Genomic DNA, 16,699 nt, shown 5'->3' with positions numbered 1-16,699 from the left:
ACCTAATGCCTAATGCAGCCGCGGGTTTGCACCCTGGCCCTTGTCGTCGATCACCAGGCCGCGGTGGAAGCGGTCGAGGGTGAAGGGGGCGTTGAGATCGTGCGGCTGGTCCTTGGCGATGGTCCAGGCGAAGCACCAGCCGGAAGCCGGCGTCGCCTTGAAGCCGCCATAGCACCAGCCGCAGTTGAGATACATGCCGGGCAGGGGGCCGGTGGTGATGATCGGCGAGCCGTCCATCGACATGTCGCAAACACCGCCCCAGGAGCGCAGCATGCGCACGCGCGCAAGGCCCGGAAACAGCGCCAGCATTTCGCTCATCACCTCGTCGACGACGGGCAAATTGCCGCGCTGGGCGTAGCTGTTGTAGCCGTCGATGTCGCCGCCATAGATGAGGCCGCCCTTGTCCGACTGCGACATGTAGAAATGGCCCATGCCGAAGGTGACGACCGTGTCGATGAAGGGTTTCAGCGATTCGGTGACGAAGGCCTGCAGCACATGGCTCTCGATCGGCATTGTCTCGATACCGGCAAGCTGCATGACACGCCCGGTGCTGCCGGCGACCGCAACGGCCACCTTCCTGGCGCGGATGTCGCCACGGGACGTCGTCACGCCTGAAATGCGGTCGCCGTCGCGCAGGAAGCCGGTGACCTCGCAGTTTTCGATGATGTCGACGCCGCGACGGTCGGCGCCGCGCGCATAGCCCCAGGCCACCGCATCATGGCGGGCGGTGCCGGCGCGTCGCTGCATCAGGCCGCCAACCACCGGAAAGCGCGCGCTGTCGGAGATGTCGAGCGCCGGAATCAGACGTTTGATCTCAGCCTTCGTCATCAGTTCGGCATCGACGCCGAGATGGCGCATGGCATTGCCGCGTCTTGCATAGTCGTCGAACTGGGCCGGCGTGTGCGCCAGGTTCAGGCAGCCGCGCTGCGAGAACATGACATTGTAGTTGAGCTCGTGCGAAAGGTTTTCCCACAGCTTCATCGAGTGTTCGTAGAAGCGGGTGTTGGCCGGCAGCAGATAGTTCGAGCGCACCGCCGTTGTGTTGCGGCCGACATTGCCGGAGCCGAGCCAGCCCTTTTCCACAACGGCGACATTGGTGATGCCGTGTTCCTTGGCAAGATAATAGGCGGTCGCCAGCCCATGACCGCCGCCGCCGATGATGATGACGTCATAGGACGCCTTCGGGTCCGGCTTGCGCCATGCCGGCTTCCAATCCTTGTTTCCCTTGAGCGCGTTCGCGAGCAGCGAAAAGGCCGAGTACTCTGCCATTGATGTCATCCGGTTTGGGCGATGCGGCAGACTATAGAGCAGGCCGCATCCGCAAAGCCAATATTGCGCCATCGCCTTTCGACTGGCCGACGCCTGGGATGGGATCAATCGGAGTGAGTGATCGGTTGAGGCCAATGATCGGACGGGCTCGCGATACGACGGCTTGCCCCATGATAGGGCCGTCTTTATCAAGAGCAGGCTTTCAAATTGCCTTTGCCGCCGATGAGTCGCCAACAAATCATGCTTTTCCGATTGCTTCGTCTCATTTTGATCCTCACGCTTGTCGTCTCGGCGCCGCTGTCGTTCGATGCGGTGGCACAGGGGCTTGGCCAGGCGCCTGCCGGACTGGTCGCCGACCAGCAGAAGATCATCCAGGCGCTGACGACCAAGACCGACAATTTCGAGAAGCAGATACAGCAGGACGGCGAGGAGGATAGCAGCCTTGTCGATATCCGCTTGCAACTCGAGGAGCTGTCGCGGCAATCGCTGAACAGCGCACTGGCCTTCCGTACGCGTCTTGGCGAGATCAACAGCCGTCTCGAGCAGCTTGGCGCGGCACCTGCGGCGGGTCAGCCGCCGGAGCCCGACATCGTCAGCGGCGAACGCGAGGCGCTGGTGTCGGAAAAGGCGGAGATCAACGCCGTCATTGCGCAAGCCCAATCGCTTTCGATCCGCATCAGCGGGCTGATCGACAAGATCGGCAACATGCGCAGCGAGCTGTTCCGCAATGTGCTCACCAAGCGCTATGTGCTGTCCGACGCGCTCAGCCCGCAGGTCTTTTCGGACGCCAGGGACGAATTCGGCAATTTCTACAAAGCGGTGTCGTCATGGCTAAGCTTCGCTTTCAAGTTCAAGTTCCAGGCCATTCTGGCGGCAACCTTCGTGGCGCTCGGGCTGGCGCTGGTGCTGCTGGTCGGTGGCCGGCGCCTGTTCGGGCGCGTGTTCGAAGCCGACCCTGCCAATGAGGATCCATCCTATCTCAGCCGCTTGTCGGTGGCCTTCTGGTCGACCTTGCTGCCGACGCTGGCGGTTGGCGTGTTCTTGGCCTCCACGGTGTTCTTTTTCAACTATTACAATGTGTTGCGTGGCGACATCGGCCTCTTCCTGAATGCGCTCGCGGCCGTCATCGGGGTGGTGTTCTGCGTCAACCGATTGACCAATGCGGCGCTCGAGCCGCGGCTGCCGAATTGGCGCCTTATCCCCGTCGAGACAGGTCCGGCGCGCTGGCTGGTGCGGCTGACGACCGCCATGGCCGTGGTCATCGGCGTCAATTATTTCCTGTCGGTCATCAACGACAAGATGGGCTCGCCGCTGTCGCTGACCATCGCCCGCAGTTTCGGCGCCACCATCATCGTCGGCGTCATCCTGATCCTGATGGCGATGCTGAGGCCGTTCAAGGCGCGTGACGGAAGCTGGCGGCCTTGGCCGGCATGGCTGCGCTATACGGCGCTTGCGCTCGGTCTTTTCACCATCGTCGCGGCGCTGCTCGGTTACATCGGCCTTGCTCTGTTCGTTTCGTTGCAGGTCGTCGTTACCGGCACCGTGCTGATCACCGCCTATATCGGCTTCCTGTCGGCGCAGGCGATCGGCGAGGAGGGTGCTTTCGCCAACACGACCGTCGGGCGCTGGCTGTCGGCCAAATCCAGCTACGAGGATACAGCCCTCGACCAGCTCGGCCTTGTCGTCAGTGTTGCCATCAATGTGATGATCGTGCTGGTGTTCCTGCCGTTGATCCTGCTGATGTGGGGTTTCCAGCCCGGCGATATCCAGGCCTGGGCCTACAAGCTCGCAACCGGGATCAACATCGGCTCGGTGACGATCTCGGTCACCGGCATCCTCTCCGGCATCGTCGTCTTCGTCATAGGCTATTTCCTGACGCGCTGGTTCCAGGGCTGGCTCGACGGTTCCGTGATGGCGCGTGGCAAGGTCGATACCGGCGTGCGCAACTCGATCAGGCTGGCGGTCGGCTATGCCGGCGTCGCGCTTGCGGCACTGGTCGGCATCTCGGCGGCGGGCATCGACCTGTCCAGCCTGGCACTAGTCGCCGGCGCTCTTTCCCTCGGTATCGGCTTTGGCCTGCAGAACGTGGTGTCCAATTTCGTTTCCGGCCTGATCCTGTTGGCCGAACGGCCGTTCAAGGTGGGCGACTGGATCGTTGCCGGCGATGTCAGCGGCACAGTCAAGAAGATCAGCGTGCGCGCCACCGAGATCGAAACCTTCCAGCGGCAATCGGTGATCCTGCCCAACTCGAACCTGATCAACAATGCCGTCGGCAACTGGACGCACCGCAACAAGCTCGGCCGCATCGACATCAAGGTCGGCGTCGCCTATGGCAGCGACGTCAAGCAGGTTCATGCCGTCCTGCTGGAGATCGCCCGCAGCCACCCGATGGTGCTGAAGAACCCCGAACCCTTCGTGCTGTTTTCCAATTTCGGCCCTGCCGCCCTGGAATTCGAGATCCGCGTGTTCCTGGCCGATGTGATGAACGGCAACATCGCGCAGAACGACATCCGTTTTGCCGTGCTTGAAAAATTCAGCAGCGAACACATCGAGATGCCCTCGACGCCACGCGCCGTGGTCGAGGCCCACAAGCCCAAGGCCTGGCCGACAGACGACGACAAGATCGAGGCCGACTTCGCCGAACAGGAGCAGGTGAAGGCCGAAGCCGAGGCGGAGAAGAAGCGACTGGTCAAGTCCCGCAAAACCAGGAAGCCAGATCCGGACTAGGCTGGGAATCGGTGGGTCTCAACCATCGAAAGCCGATTGCGGCATGAATGGGGCATTCAGTTGCGGTTCAGCTTCCATCTCATATAAGCTCCATGCAAAGGCGAAAATGCCTTGCGAAATGCAACAGAGGCGGTGGGAACACCGATATTGCACCATGTGGAAGTCTCTCGTCGCTGCCGTCGCCCTGGTCGCCGCTATCGGCTCGGTCCATGCCGCGAGCGCGGTCAACAAGGACGCCGAGACCCGAACGCTGGTCGTCACCGAGGGCGGCAGCAAGACCGACCTTGCGTTGGCCGGTGGCGAAACGGTTGAGTTCTGCCCGAATGGCTGCTTCGTCACCTTGCCCAATGGCGACCTCGAAGCCCTGACCGGTTCGGAAACCGTCGAGATTTCGGGCGGTGTCGCCCGCATCAAGTAATCCTGGCGTCACGATTGCGGAGGCCGGGAATTTGCCCGGCCTTTTATCGTTTCCGGTAGCGGTTGTTTAACAATGACGCCGGAAATACGCCCATGGCAGCCGTCTGCAACCGTGCGTTTTAACGTTCGCTACGTCATCGCCCGCTATACCAGCCTCAAGACGCCGAAAAGCGGCGCGCAACTCTACGCGGGCAGGGCAGGACATGGATGTGCGGTCGGACAGGAACGCAATACCGCTTGCGGTCGATCTCGACGGCACGCTGATCGCGACCGACCTGTTGTGGGAAGGGCTGTTCATCCTTCTCAAGGAGAACCCGCTCTATATCTTCCTCGTGCCTTTCTGGGCCGCCGGCGGGCCGGCGCGGCTGAAGCAGGCGATCGCGCAGCGCATCGACATCGATCCGGCATCGCTGCCCTATCGTGAGGTGCTGCTTTGCCGCCTCCGGACTGAGCACGGCGAAGGCCGCAAGATCGTGCTGGCGACCGGTACGCCGCGCAAGTTCGCCGACGCCATCGCGGCCCATCTCGGCATTTTCGACCAGGTGCTGGCCACCGATGGTCTCGCCAATCTCACCTCGGGCAGGAAGCGCGCTTCGCTGATTGCAGCCTATGGCGATGGCGGTTTCGACTATGCCGGCAACAGCCGTCACGATCTCCAGGTCTTCGATGCAGCGCGCAACGCGATCGTCGTCGCGCCCGACCGCCATGCCGCGCGCTGGCAGGCGGCACATGGCGCCGAGACGATGCCGGCGCCAAAGCCGACTTTGCGGACCATCGTCAAGATGCTGCGTGTCCATCAGTGGCTGAAGAATTCGCTGATCGCAGTGCCGATGGTGCTCTCGCATGAATATTTCGACACCGACATGATCTGGGAATGCCTGCTGGCATTCGTCTCGTTCAGCGCGGTGGCATCGGCCATCTACATCCTCAACGATTTCTTCGACCTCGCGCTCGACCGCAAACACCTCACCAAGCGCAACAGGCCGTTCGCCAGCGGTGCGCTGTCGATCCCGTTCGGACTTGGCGCGATCGCGGTGCTTCTGGCTATCGGCATCGGCACCGGGCTGTTCCTGTCGCCCGAATTCATGGCTGTGCTCGGCGGCTACATGGTCGTCACCACTGCCTATTCGCTGTCGTTCAAGCGCATGCTGCTGGTCGATGTGCTGACGCTCGCCGGCCTCTACACGATCCGCGTCCTGGCCGGTGCGGCGGCGACCGGCGTCGACGTCTCGTTCTGGCTGCTGGCCTTCTCTATCTTCTTTTTCCTGTCGCTGGCGCTGGTGAAGCGCTTCGTCGAATTGCGCACCACCGCCATCCCGCCTGGCGAGCGGATTGCCGGTCGCGGCTATCGCACGGAAGACCAGGAGATCGTCGCCCAGGCCGGCATGGCCTCGGCCTTCTCCTCGGCGCTGGTGCTGGCGCTCTACATGGACAGTGTCGCGGTGCGCGAGCTCTATCCGCATCCGTGGCTGATCTGGCCGCTGGCGCCGATCGTGCTTTATCTCACCATGCGCGTCTGGATCCTGGCACGCCGCAACGAGATGCATGACGATCCGGTCGTGTTCATCATCCGCGACTGGCGCAGCCAGATCGTGGTGCTGATCGGTGCGGTGATGCTGGTCATCGGGGGCTGGTAGGCATGGCCACGGAGCGGTTCCCGAGCTTTGGCCTTGTCACACCGTCGGCGCCACGCGCCATCGGGGCCGATGAGGCGATCGCGCTGCTGAAGGGCGGTCGGGCCAAGCCGGCGTCGCTGCTTGCCTATGGCAATGGCCGCTCCTACGGCGATTCCTGCCAGAACGAGGCCGGAGCGGTCGTCGATATGCGATCGCTGAACCGGATCCACGCCTTCAACGCCGAAACTGGTGTTCTCCAGGCGGATGCCGGCGTGCTGTTGTCCGACATCATCGCCCACGCCGCCCCTTACGGCTTCTTCCCCGCCGTTGTGCCTGGTACGCAATTCGTCACGCTCGGTGGCGCCATCGCCAATGACGTGCATGGCAAGAACCATCACCGGCGCGGCACCTTCGGCTGCCATGTCGAGAGCTTCACGCTGCTCAGGTCCGACGGAAAGACCTATCGCTGCTCGGCGGCAGACAATGCGCGCCTGTTTGCGGCAACGATCGGCGGTATGGGGCTGACCGGTCTCATCCTGTCGGCCTCGATCCGGCTGATGCGGGTTCATTCCCTCGACATCGTCGAAAAGGCGACACCGTTTCGCGATCTCGACGAATTCTTCGGTTTGGCCGAGGCGGCCGATCAGGCCAATGAGTATGCGGTCGCCTGGATCGACCAGTTGGCCGGCGGCCGCAACAGCGGTCGCGGGTTGCTGTTTACCGGCAATCACGCCGAGCACGGCTCGCATGCCGCCTCGCGCGCCGGCGGCAATCTCTCGGTGCCGTTCCAGCCGCCGTTCAATGTGCTCAACCGACCGTTCCTGACCGCCTTCAACACCGCCTACCGGTGGAAGAAGGGCCGGTCGCCCGCACCGCGCCAGGTCGGCTATCAGGGTTTTTTCTTTCCGCTCGACGGCGTGCGCGACTGGAACCGGCTTTACGGGCCGAAGGGGCTTTTTCAGCACCAGAGCGTGGTGCCGGAAAAGGCGGCGCGCGAGGCCGTGCCGGCGCTGCTGGCGGCTGCAAGGCAAGCCGGGCAGGGCTCGTTCCTCACCGTGCTGAAACGCTTCGGCTCCATCCGCTCGCCGGCGCTGCTGTCGTTCCCGCGTCCCGGCTACACGCTGACGCTGGATTTCCCCAACAGGGGGGCTGCGACGCTGGCCTTGTTGCGGGAACTCGATCGCATCACCGTCGAGGCAGGCGGCGCCGTCAATCCCTACAAGGACGCCCGCATGGGCGCCGACATCTTCGCTTCGTCCTTTCCCGACTGGCAGCGGCTGGAGGCACTGCGCGATCCCGCCTTCCTGTCGAGCTTCTGGGCACGGACGGCAAGGAAGCTGGACACGCGGCGAGGTGCGGTCGAGGCGGCGGAATAGATAAAAATCGAGTAATTCTTGGTTACCGAATCGTTAAATCCACGATTCACTCAAAACATTCTTGTGGCTTCACGAAATGTTTGCGGGTTTGTAATAGGAAGCGTGAAGGGGTGGCTTGGAACACATGAAATACATCGTCTTCATTCTCTTTACGGTCATGACCAATGCCGCCGCGCAGCTGATGCTGAAGCAAGGCATGATGTCGCTCGGGCCGATCTCGTTCGAGGGCGTCAATCCGCTCGTCAAGCTGCTGCAGATCGTCTTCAGCCCGTGGGTGTTCCTGGGCCTGTGTACCTTCGTCATCTCGATGGCCTCGCATCTCTATGTGCTGTCGAAGGTCGAGCTCTCCTTTGCTTATCCGTTCCTCAGCCTCGCCTACGTTGCCGTCGCTATCTTTGCTTATTTCGTCTTCCGCGAGGACCTCAATGGCTGGCGCATCGCCGGTATCGCCTTCATCTGCGTCGGCACGGTGCTGATCGCGCAAAGTGGTCGAGATTTGGGTGGTCGAGAGCATGAGGACCAGACCGCTTCCATCACGCCCGACAAGATCCAAGCAAACGAGATCGTTCGATGAGACATGTGATTTTCGGCGGTGACGGTTTCGTCGGCCGCCATCTTGCCCCGAAGCTTGCGGCCGATGGTGAAGAGGTTGTCGTCGCCGACATCGTCAAGAGCGACCTGCCGCATTACCGCACCGTCCGCTTTGTCCAATGCGACGTCACCGATCCGGCGTCGGTCGCTGCGGTCGGGCTCACGGCCGACGACATGGTCTACAATCTGTCGGCAAAGATGCTGTCGCCGATCCAGGTGCGCGCCAAGCGGCACGATTTCTTTTTCCCGGTGAATTTCCACGGCACCGAGCACATCATGCAGGCCATGGACAGAGCCGGTGCGACAAAACTCGTCCACTACACGACCGACATGATCTACGGCCACACGGTCACGCAGCCGATGACCGAGGAGCACCCGGTGGCGCCGCTGGGCGAATATGGCTGGTCGAAGCAGAAGACAGAGGAGTTGGCGGCCGAATGGCGCAAGCGCGGCATGTCGATCTCGCTGTTTCGCCCGCGCCTGATCATCGGCCCAGGCCGGCTTGGCATCCTGGAAAAGCTGTTCAAGCTGATCGACTGGAACTTTCCGGTGCCGATGATCGGTTCGGGCAGGAACCCCTATCAGTTCATCTCGGTGTTCGACTGCGCCGAGGCCGCGCGCGCGGCCTGGAAGGCCGGTGTGCCTGATGAGGCTTATAATCTGGGTTCGCTCAACCCGCCGCCGGTCAAGAAATTGCTCGGCGATTTGATCCGGCATGCCGGCTCGAAATCGATCCTGATCCCGACACCGGGCTGGGCGGTCAAGCGCACGCTCGACCTGCTCGACCTCTTGAACATGCCGATCATGGACCCGGAACAGTATCTGATCGCCGACGAGGACTGCGTGCTCGACGTGTCCAAGGCCGGGCGCCAGCTCGGCTGGGTGCCGCAATATCGCGACGAGGACATGCTGATCGCCGCCTATAGCGAGTACCGCGCAAAGAAAGCCGGCCACGCAGTCGCCACCAAACATGTGCCCGCCGAATAGCGGCTCGCAAAACAGCTTTCGTTGCGCCCGATCCTGGTCGTGCGTGCAGACAGGAGATTGAAATGACCGTCATGGCCAAGCCCGAACAGACGAACGTGCGCACCATGGTCAGCGCGCCGTCGCTATCGCCCGCCACCATCGCCAAGCCCCATCTGATCAGCGTCGAGCAGGCCAAGGCGATGGATGTCGCCCGCATGACCGACCTGTTCAAGGCGCATCTCAACCCCGGCCAGCTGCATTTCATGAAGCTGCTCGGCTTCCACAAGATCAAGATCGAGCGCGCCGAAGGCATGTTCTACATCGACCAGAACGGCCGCAAGATCCTCGACTTCTTCGGTGGTTTCGGATCGCTGGCCTTCGGCCACAATCATCCGCGCATCCTGGAAGCACGCAAGAAATTCCAGGAGGAGAAGCGCCAGGAAATCGCCATCGCCTTCATGTCGCAATATGCGGCGGCACTTGCGCACAACATCGCCAAATGCTCGCCCGGCGATCTCGACATGGTGTTTCTGGGTTCGTCCGGCTCGGAGGCGATGGAAGCGGCGGTTAAGCTCGCCGAGCGCGCCGCCGGTCCGAAGCGACCGAAGATCGTCTATGCCGAGAATTCCTTCCACGGCAAGACCAAGGGCGTGCTGGGCATCACCGACGGCCAGCTCTACCGCGCCGACTTCAAGGTGGCCGAAAACACGGTCCGCATCCCGTTTGCCGACATCGAGGCGGTCGAGCGCCTGTTCCGTTCCGACCCGGAGGTCGGCGTCATCGTGCTGGAAACCATCCAGGGCGGCGGCGGCATCATCCAGGCGCCTGCTGAATATTGGCAGAAGCTAAGGGCGCTGTGCGACCAGTATGGCGTGTTGTGGGTCGCCGACGAAGTGCAGTGCGGCTATGGCCGGTCAGGCCGCTTCTATGCTTTCGAGCATTACGGCGTCATTCCCGATGTGACCGCGCTGGCCAAGTCGCTTGGCGCCGGCAAGGCGGCGGTGGGAGCCATGATCGCACGGCGCGAGGTTTACATGAAGGCCTATGGCACGCCGAAAACGGCGATGATCCATGCCATGGCGACTTTCGGCGGCATGGGCGAGGCCTGCGTCACCTCGATCGAGGGGCTCAACGTGCTCTATGACGAGGGGCTGATCGACAATGCCGCCGTCACCGGCGACTATTTGCTGCAGCGCCTGCAGGCACTCAGGGAAAAGTACCCGAAGATCATCAAGGATGTGCGCGGCAAGGGTTTTATGATCGGCCTGGAGTTCCACGACTTCTCGCAGACCTTGCCGATGGTGTTGCGGCCGATCGTCAGCGTGCTCGACGACAAGCTGAAGGGTTCGCTGTCGGGCTTCATCGGGGCGCTGCTGCTGCGCGACTACGATGTGCTGGTCGCCTTCACCGAATACAACCGCAACGTCATCCGGCTCGAGCCGCCGCTGATCTGCCAGCGTGAGCATGTCGACCGCTTCGTCGATGCCTTCGACAGCCTGCTGTCGCGCGGCATCGTGTCGATCGTGAAGGATTTCGTCAAAAGCCAGGTTCGTTGAGCAGAACGATGCTGACCAGGTCGCCTGCTCCACAAAACCCGCTCGACCGGCTCATCGGAGCCGGTCTGGTGTGGGGCGAGGGGATTTATGCGCGGCTGGCGGCATCGATCGGCGCGGCGGCCTTCGCGCTCTACATTCTTTTTACAGCGTTCACCGCCTGGGTGATACCAGACGCCAACTGGGACATGCTGCCCTATCTCGCTATATCGGAGGAAGGCACCTATCCCGATGCCCAGGCGCTGCATGACTATGCCTACAACACCGTCAAATCAGGCGTTTCAGCTGGCGACTACAAGGCGCTGACCGACGATGGCGGTGGCTTTCGCAGCCACATGGCGGAGAATGCCGCCGACTTCCATTCGCTGCTCGGCATGTACCGGATCAAGTTCCTCTACGCCGAGATCCTGTCGACGATGAGCGCGGTGATGTCGCCGGTCGAGGCGATGCGCCTGGTCTCAGTGTTCTCGGTTCTGCTGTTCGGCGCGATCGCCCTGATGTGGCTGCGCTCCGAGGGGGCACTGGCCTTGGCGCCTGTGGTCGGCGCGGTGCTGATCATGGCCGATTTCGGCGATGCGGCGCGCGCCTCGACGCCGGATCTGCTCACTTCAGCGCTGTTGCTCGGCGGGCTTTACGCCTATGTCCGCGGCCGCGAGATGGCGACCGCGATCCTGCTCTTCCTCGCCTTCATGGTCCGGCCGGACAATATTGTTTTCCTTGCTGTTTTTGCTGTGATTCTCGTCGCCTTCCGGCAGAAGTCATGGGGTGCTCTGGCCGGCTTTGCCTCGTCTTTCGTCGCTTATTTCGCCATCTCGCACTGGGCGCATCATCCCGGCTGGTGGCCGCATCTGTGGTTCTCCAGCATCGAGCAGCACTACAATATGGACGGGTTCGAACCGCCATTCTCGGTCACCGCCTATCTCAAGGCGTTTGCCACCTCGCTGCTGCGCGCCGTCAGCCTGAACAATTGGGTCGGGGTGTCGGTGCTGGCATTGGCAGGCTGGTTTGCCGCCGGCCGTGCCGGCTTCCATCTAGATCGCCGCGCCGGCATCCTGTTTGCAGCGCTGGTGCTCGGCGCGCTGGCGAAGTTCACCGTCTTCCCGATCCACGACACGCGCATCTATTTCCCGCATCTGATCCCGCCATTCCTGCTGCTGGCGACGCCGTTCATGGCGTTGTGGGCGGCCGCGGCTCGCGGCAAGCGTCCCGCCGCCTTGCATGCCATTTCCGGAGACAAGTCATGAGTTCGCTATCCAGCCTGGCGCGCGTTGCCCTGTCGCTTGGTCTTCCAAGTGGCGTTCTCGATCGCGGGCCATCCCTGCGTGGCACGAAATTCCTGGCCAGGGCGGCGCTGAAGGCGCGGTTTGGTGGGACAGGACGGCCGTTCCAGATGGTCAATGTCGGCGCCTGCGACGGCGCGCTGTTCGATGACGTCACGCCGTGGCTGCACCGCATAGCTGGCGCACGCGCGATGCTGGTCGAGCCGATCCCCTACAATCAGAAACGGCTGCGCGCCAACTACCCCGACACCAGCCGGTTCATCATCGAGCCGGTGGCGGTGACAAAGGCCAAGGGTACGATCACCGTCCACACCTTCGATGCCGCCGCGCTCGAGGCCGGCACGCTGCCCATCGAGTTCATCGGCTGCTCGTCGGTCACCGACACCAATCTGATGTCGGGCAAGAATGCCTGGGGCGAGGCCGACGCCAATTTCAACAAGTTCGCGCCGCACCTCAGGGACATCGAAGTGCCGTCGGAAACGCTGCAGACGCTGCTCGACCGCAACGGCATCAGCCATATCGACGCTTTCCTCGTCGATTGCGAGGGCGCCGACTGGATCGTCTTCGAACAGCTCGACCTCAAGCGCTACCGTCCCGGCATGATCAAGGTCGAGGTTGGCGCGCTGCCCGCTCCAGAGATCGGCCAGGTCGTTGTCAAGCTGAAGACCTCAGGCTATCAGGTCGGCTTCCAGGCCGAGGACATCTGGGCCTTCGCCTGAGCTGATCCAGCGAAAAGAGAGCCGCACAAGGCGCCCGGTGTGAACCATTCTGCCGTCTGGTCGCTCGGCTTTTTGCCAATGTCGCAAACAGGCTTCAATCGTCCTGCCGCTCCGCCCTATAGTCCGCCCGCTTTATCACTTTGGAGTCGCGGGCAATGGCAGAGTTTCCGAAAAAGGCGAAGGTCGTCATCGTCGGCCTGGGCGGTATCGTCGGCGCATCGATCGCCCATCATCTGATCGAACGTGGCTGGGATGACATTGTCGGCATCGACAAATCAGGCATCCCGACCGATATCGGCTCGACGGCGCACGCCTCTGACTTCTGCTACACGACCAGCCACGATTTCCTGTCGTGCTGGACGACGCTCTACTCCATCGATTTCTACGAGAAGATGGGCCACTACGCGCGCATCGGCGGCCTCGAAGTCGCCCGCGTCGGTGACGACAGCCGCATGGAAGAGATCAAGCGCAAGATCGCCTCCGCAAAGGCGTTTGGCACGCGCGCCCGTCTGATCGAACCGGCCGAGATCAAGGAAAAATTTCCGCTTATCGAAGAAGCGATGGTGCAGGGCGGCCTGTGGGATCCCGATGCCGGCCTGGTCATCCCGCGCTCGCAGACAGTGGCCGGCAAGCTGGTCGACCAGGCGGAAGCCTCGGGCAAGCTCAAATCCTTCGCCAACACGCCGGCTCGGTCGCTTGTCGTCAAGGACGGCCGCATTTCAGGCGTGGTGACCGATCGCGGCACCATCGAGGCCGACTATGTCATCGTCTGCGCCGGCATATGGGGCAGGCTGATCGCGGAAATGGTCGGCGAGGATCTGCCTGTCATGCCGATCGACCATCCGCTGACCTTCTTCGGCCCCTACAACGAGTTCGCCGGCACGGGCAAGGAGATCGGCTGGCCGCTGCTGCGCGACCAGGGCAACTCGGCCTATATGCGTGACACCGGTGACCCCAGGACCGCCGAGGGCGGGCAGATCGAGTGGGGTTACTACGAAGAGACCAATCCGCGCCTTTGCCATCCGCGCGACCTGCTGGAGAAGGACCAGGCGCGGCTGTCGCCGTCGCAGCGCGATCTCGACATGGAGCAGATCCTGGCACCGCTCGAACGCGCCATGGAACTGACGCCGATCCTCGGCGAACTCGGCTATAATGAGAGCCATTCCTTCAACGGGCTTCTCCAGGTGACGGCTGATGGCGGCCCGTCCATGGGCGAAAGCCAGAAGGTGCGGGGCCTTTGGTATGCCGTCGCCATCTGGGTCAAGGATGGTCCCGGCATGGGCAAGCTGATCGCCGACTGGATGACCGACGGCCGCACGGAAATCGACCATCACGCGATCGACTATGCGCGCTTCTATCCGCACCAGACCAAGGAGCAGTTCATCTGGGATCGCTGCACCGAGACGGCGATGAAGGTTTACAATCCGGCGGTACATCCGCGCGAGCCGTTCTCCAAGGCCCGCAATATCAGGCGCTCGCCGTTCTGGGAGCGCGAGAAGGAACTCGGTGGCTATTTCATGGAGCTGGGCGGCTGGGAGCGCGCCCATGGCTATGCCGCCAACGAGCATCTCTTGGAGAAATACGGCAACCGGGTGCCAGTGCGCGAGAACGAGTGGGACAACCGCCATTTCTGGCGCGTCTCCAATGCCGAACACCTCGCCATGAGCGAGGATTGCGGCATCGTCAACCTGTCGCATTTCGCCATGTACGACATCGAGGGTCCCGACCATGTCGCGCTGCTGGAATGGCTGTGCGCGGCCAAGATCGGCGGCGACAACAACATCGGCAAGGGTATCTACACCCACTTCCTCGACGAGGAAGGCATGGTGCGCGCCGACTTCACCGTCATCCGCATGGCCGACCGCTGCCGTTTGATCGATGGCGCCGACGCTGGCCCGCGCGACTTCCAGTACATGCGCCGCACGGCACAGGACAAAGATTTCGATGTCACCATCACCGACGTGACCGAGAAGTATGTCACCATCGGCATCTGGGGGCCGAATGCCCGGGCGACCTTGCAGAAGGTGGTCGAAAATCCGGACGGGCTCTCTGTTGAGAACTTCCCCTTCGCGGCGATCAAGCCGGTCCGGATCGGCGGCAAGGATGTCACCGCTTTCCGCATCTCCTATGTCGGCGAGCAGGGCTGGGAACTGCACATGCGCTACGAGGACGGCCTGGCCGTCTGGGACGCCTTGCGCTCGACCGGCGTGATGCCCTTCGGCGTTGAGACCTATGCCAACACCCGCCGCATGGAAAAGAGCCTGCGCCTGCAGAACGCCGACCTTTTGACCGAGTACAATCTGCTCGAAGCCGATCTTGCGCGTCCGAAGGTCAAGGAGAACGACTTTTGCGGCAAGGCCAAGCATGTCGAATACCGCGCCCGCGAGCGCCAACCGGCCATGCTGTGCACGCTGGTGATGACCAGTAATGTCGATTCCAAAGGCGTTGCCCGCTATCCTGTCGGCACGATGCCGGTGATGGACCCGAAGACCGGCGAGACGCTGGTCGACGAACTCGGCCGCCGGTCGTTCACCACGTCGATGGCCTATGGCCCGACCATCGGCAAGAACATCGGCCTCGCCTATCTGCCATGGGCCTACGCCCAGGAAGGCCGCAAGCTCATTATCGAGTATTTCGGCGAGACCTATCCGGTTGAAGTCGCCGCTGTCGGTTACAAGCCGCTTTATGATCCGGAGAATTTGAAGCCGCGCAGTTGAAGCCGCAGAATTTGAGAACGAAAAGCCCGGCCTTGGCCGGGCTTTTCCCTTTTTAAACAGGCTGTTTTCGCTTACCCTTGCGGCATGTCTGCTTTTGCCTGCGCAAGACATTTCCTTTCAAGCTGCGCCGCGTTCGCGCTGACGCTCTGGTTGACGCCCGCGACCCATGCTGACGAGCCCGTCGATGTCGAGTTGGTGCTGGCCGTCGATGTCTCGCTGTCGATGTCTCCGGACGAACTCGAGATCCAGCGTCACGGCTACGCAGCGGCGCTGACGCACGACAATGTGCTGCAGGCCATTGCCGACGGCGCCCATGGCAAGATCGCCGTTACCTATGTCGAATGGGCCGGTACCACCTGGCAGCGCGTCATCGTGCCGTGGACGGTGATCGCCAGCCGCACCGACGCCGAGCGCGTGGTTGCGCAGTTGTCGGCGCAGCCGCCCAACAGCGCGCGGCGCACCTCGATCTCCGGAGCGCTGGAGTTCGGCAACGACCTGTTCGCCGAAAGCGGCTACCGAGGCACGAAGCGGGTCATCGACATTTCGGGCGACGGCCCCAACAATCAGGGCGCGCCGGTCAACCTGACCCGCGACGAGCTGATCAAGCAAGGCATCGTCATCAACGGCCTGCCGCTGATGACGCGAGGCGGCTTCATCGGCGCCTACGACGTCAGCAATCTCGATCGCTACTACAGCGACTGCGTCATTGGTGGTCCCGGAGCCTTCATGATCCCGGTCAATGACTGGACGCAGTTTCCCGAAGCCATTCGCCGCAAGCTGGTGTTGGAACTCGCCGGTCCGGCCTCGCCGCAATGGGCGGCGGAAGAAGCCGCGCATCCGCCGGTGATATTGGCACAGGAGAGATCCACCACCGATTGTCTGGTCGGCGAGAAAATGTGGCGAAACCGCAGCTGGATGTTCGACAGCCGCTAAAGCTCTTCCCCATTGAGCGTGATCTTTGCCGAACCGGCTCCCGCTCTTGCCCCGCTGCCTACCTGTTCGGGCTTACGCTCCAGGCTTGCCTCCGCGACCGAAGCAGTGGCAAACTGGGCAGGCCGCGTGACCCAGCCAGGAGCGCTGCCGAACCGAGGAAAAACCGATGAGACGTCTTGCCATCCTGACCGCAGTCGCGTCCGTGCTGTATGCCGACGTCGCCAGCGCCCAATACAACCAGGCTGCCTGTATCATGTTCGAGAACGGGAATTTTCGCGGGCGGTCCATCGGCATGGGTGCCGAGGATTCCGTAAATTTTCGTGGCGGCCAGTTCTGGAATGACCGTGTGTCGTCGGTGATCGTTCGCCGCGGCTGCACGCTCGTGGCCTATGAGGATTCTAGGATGGGCGGCCGCTCGATCGAGATCACGCGCAGGATCCGCAATTTGGGCGGCAGCGACTGGAACGACCGTATCTCCTCGGCGGAATGCACCTGCGACGATTACTGAGGTTGGTTCCAGGCAGCGGGGCGCCGC

The 16,699-nt window shown here is 62.4% G+C and carries 13 protein-coding genes; 12 read left to right on the top strand and 1 reads right to left on the bottom strand.

Going from position 1 to position 16,699, the window contains the following annotated elements:
- Nucleotides 1-9: 9 nt before the first annotated feature.
- Nucleotides 10-1,269 (bottom strand): sarcosine oxidase subunit beta, encoded by a 1,260-nt coding sequence (locus NKH97_RS07535; RefSeq protein ID WP_023812337.1) that lies wholly within the window; start codon nucleotides 1,267-1,269, stop codon nucleotides 10-12.
- A gap of 240 nt (nucleotides 1,270-1,509) precedes the next feature.
- On the opposite strand from NKH97_RS07535, the gene NKH97_RS07530 reads away from it, so the two are divergent.
- The 12 genes from NKH97_RS07530 to NKH97_RS07475 all read left to right on the top strand — a co-directional run bounded on the left by NKH97_RS07530 (nucleotide 1,510) and on the right by NKH97_RS07475 (nucleotide 16,672).
- Nucleotides 1,510-3,996: a mechanosensitive ion channel family protein gene (locus NKH97_RS07530; protein WP_023812336.1), complete on the top strand. Its 2,487-nt coding sequence runs from the start codon at nucleotides 1,510-1,512 to the stop codon at nucleotides 3,994-3,996.
- A gap of 154 nt (nucleotides 3,997-4,150) precedes the next feature.
- The gene (locus NKH97_RS07525) at nucleotides 4,151-4,414 is read left to right on the top strand and encodes a hypothetical protein (RefSeq protein ID WP_023812335.1); all 264 of its coding nucleotides are present in this window, start codon (nucleotides 4,151-4,153) and stop codon (nucleotides 4,412-4,414) included.
- A gap of 202 nt (nucleotides 4,415-4,616) precedes the next feature.
- The gene (locus NKH97_RS07520) at nucleotides 4,617-6,050 is read left to right on the top strand and encodes a UbiA family prenyltransferase (RefSeq protein WP_352795934.1); all 1,434 of its coding nucleotides are present in this window, start codon (nucleotides 4,617-4,619) and stop codon (nucleotides 6,048-6,050) included.
- 2 nt (nucleotides 6,051-6,052) lie between these two features.
- Nucleotides 6,053-7,405: an FAD-binding oxidoreductase gene (locus NKH97_RS07515; protein ID WP_352795932.1), complete on the top strand. Its 1,353-nt coding sequence runs from the start codon at nucleotides 6,053-6,055 to the stop codon at nucleotides 7,403-7,405.
- Nucleotides 7,406-7,529: 124 nt separating this feature from the next.
- The gene (locus NKH97_RS07510; RefSeq protein WP_352552501.1) at nucleotides 7,530-7,979 is read left to right on the top strand and encodes an EamA family transporter; all 450 of its coding nucleotides are present in this window, start codon (nucleotides 7,530-7,532) and stop codon (nucleotides 7,977-7,979) included.
- On the top strand, nucleotides 7,976-8,983 hold the full coding sequence (locus NKH97_RS07505) for an NAD-dependent epimerase/dehydratase family protein (protein WP_352795930.1): 1,008 nt from the start codon (nucleotides 7,976-7,978) through the stop codon (nucleotides 8,981-8,983). The genes NKH97_RS07510 and NKH97_RS07505 overlap by 4 nt, the downstream gene beginning before the upstream one ends.
- Nucleotides 8,984-9,087: 104 nt before the next feature.
- The gene (locus NKH97_RS07500) at nucleotides 9,088-10,518 is read left to right on the top strand and encodes an aspartate aminotransferase family protein (protein ID WP_352795964.1); all 1,431 of its coding nucleotides are present in this window, start codon (nucleotides 9,088-9,090) and stop codon (nucleotides 10,516-10,518) included.
- An 8-nt stretch (nucleotides 10,519-10,526) separates the two neighbouring features.
- Entirely contained in the window at nucleotides 10,527-11,759 is a 1,233-nt protein-coding gene (locus tag NKH97_RS07495; RefSeq protein ID WP_352795928.1) for a hypothetical protein, read from the top strand.
- Nucleotides 11,756-12,514 carry an FkbM family methyltransferase gene (locus tag NKH97_RS07490; protein WP_352795926.1) on the top strand — a complete coding sequence of 253 codons (759 nt, stop codon included), beginning with the start codon at nucleotides 11,756-11,758 and terminating at the stop codon, nucleotides 12,512-12,514. The genes NKH97_RS07495 and NKH97_RS07490 overlap by 4 nt, the downstream gene beginning before the upstream one ends.
- A 155-nt stretch (nucleotides 12,515-12,669) precedes the next feature.
- The gene (locus NKH97_RS07485; protein WP_352795924.1) at nucleotides 12,670-15,231 is read left to right on the top strand and encodes a GcvT family protein; all 2,562 of its coding nucleotides are present in this window, start codon (nucleotides 12,670-12,672) and stop codon (nucleotides 15,229-15,231) included.
- Between the two features lie 84 nt (nucleotides 15,232-15,315).
- Complete coding sequence (locus NKH97_RS07480) at nucleotides 15,316-16,164, top strand: DUF1194 domain-containing protein (RefSeq protein WP_352795920.1); 849 nt, start codon at nucleotides 15,316-15,318, stop codon at nucleotides 16,162-16,164.
- A gap of 166 nt (nucleotides 16,165-16,330) precedes the next feature.
- Nucleotides 16,331-16,672: a peptidase inhibitor family I36 protein gene (locus NKH97_RS07475; protein WP_023812325.1), complete on the top strand. Its 342-nt coding sequence runs from the start codon at nucleotides 16,331-16,333 to the stop codon at nucleotides 16,670-16,672.
- The last annotated feature ends 27 nt before the right edge of the window (nucleotides 16,673-16,699 follow it).

The sequence above is a fragment of the Mesorhizobium sp. M0870 genome, from assembly GCF_040319775.1.
GTDB lineage: Bacteria > Pseudomonadota > Alphaproteobacteria > Rhizobiales > Rhizobiaceae > Mesorhizobium.
This window is presented reverse-complemented; position numbering and strand designations above follow the sequence as displayed.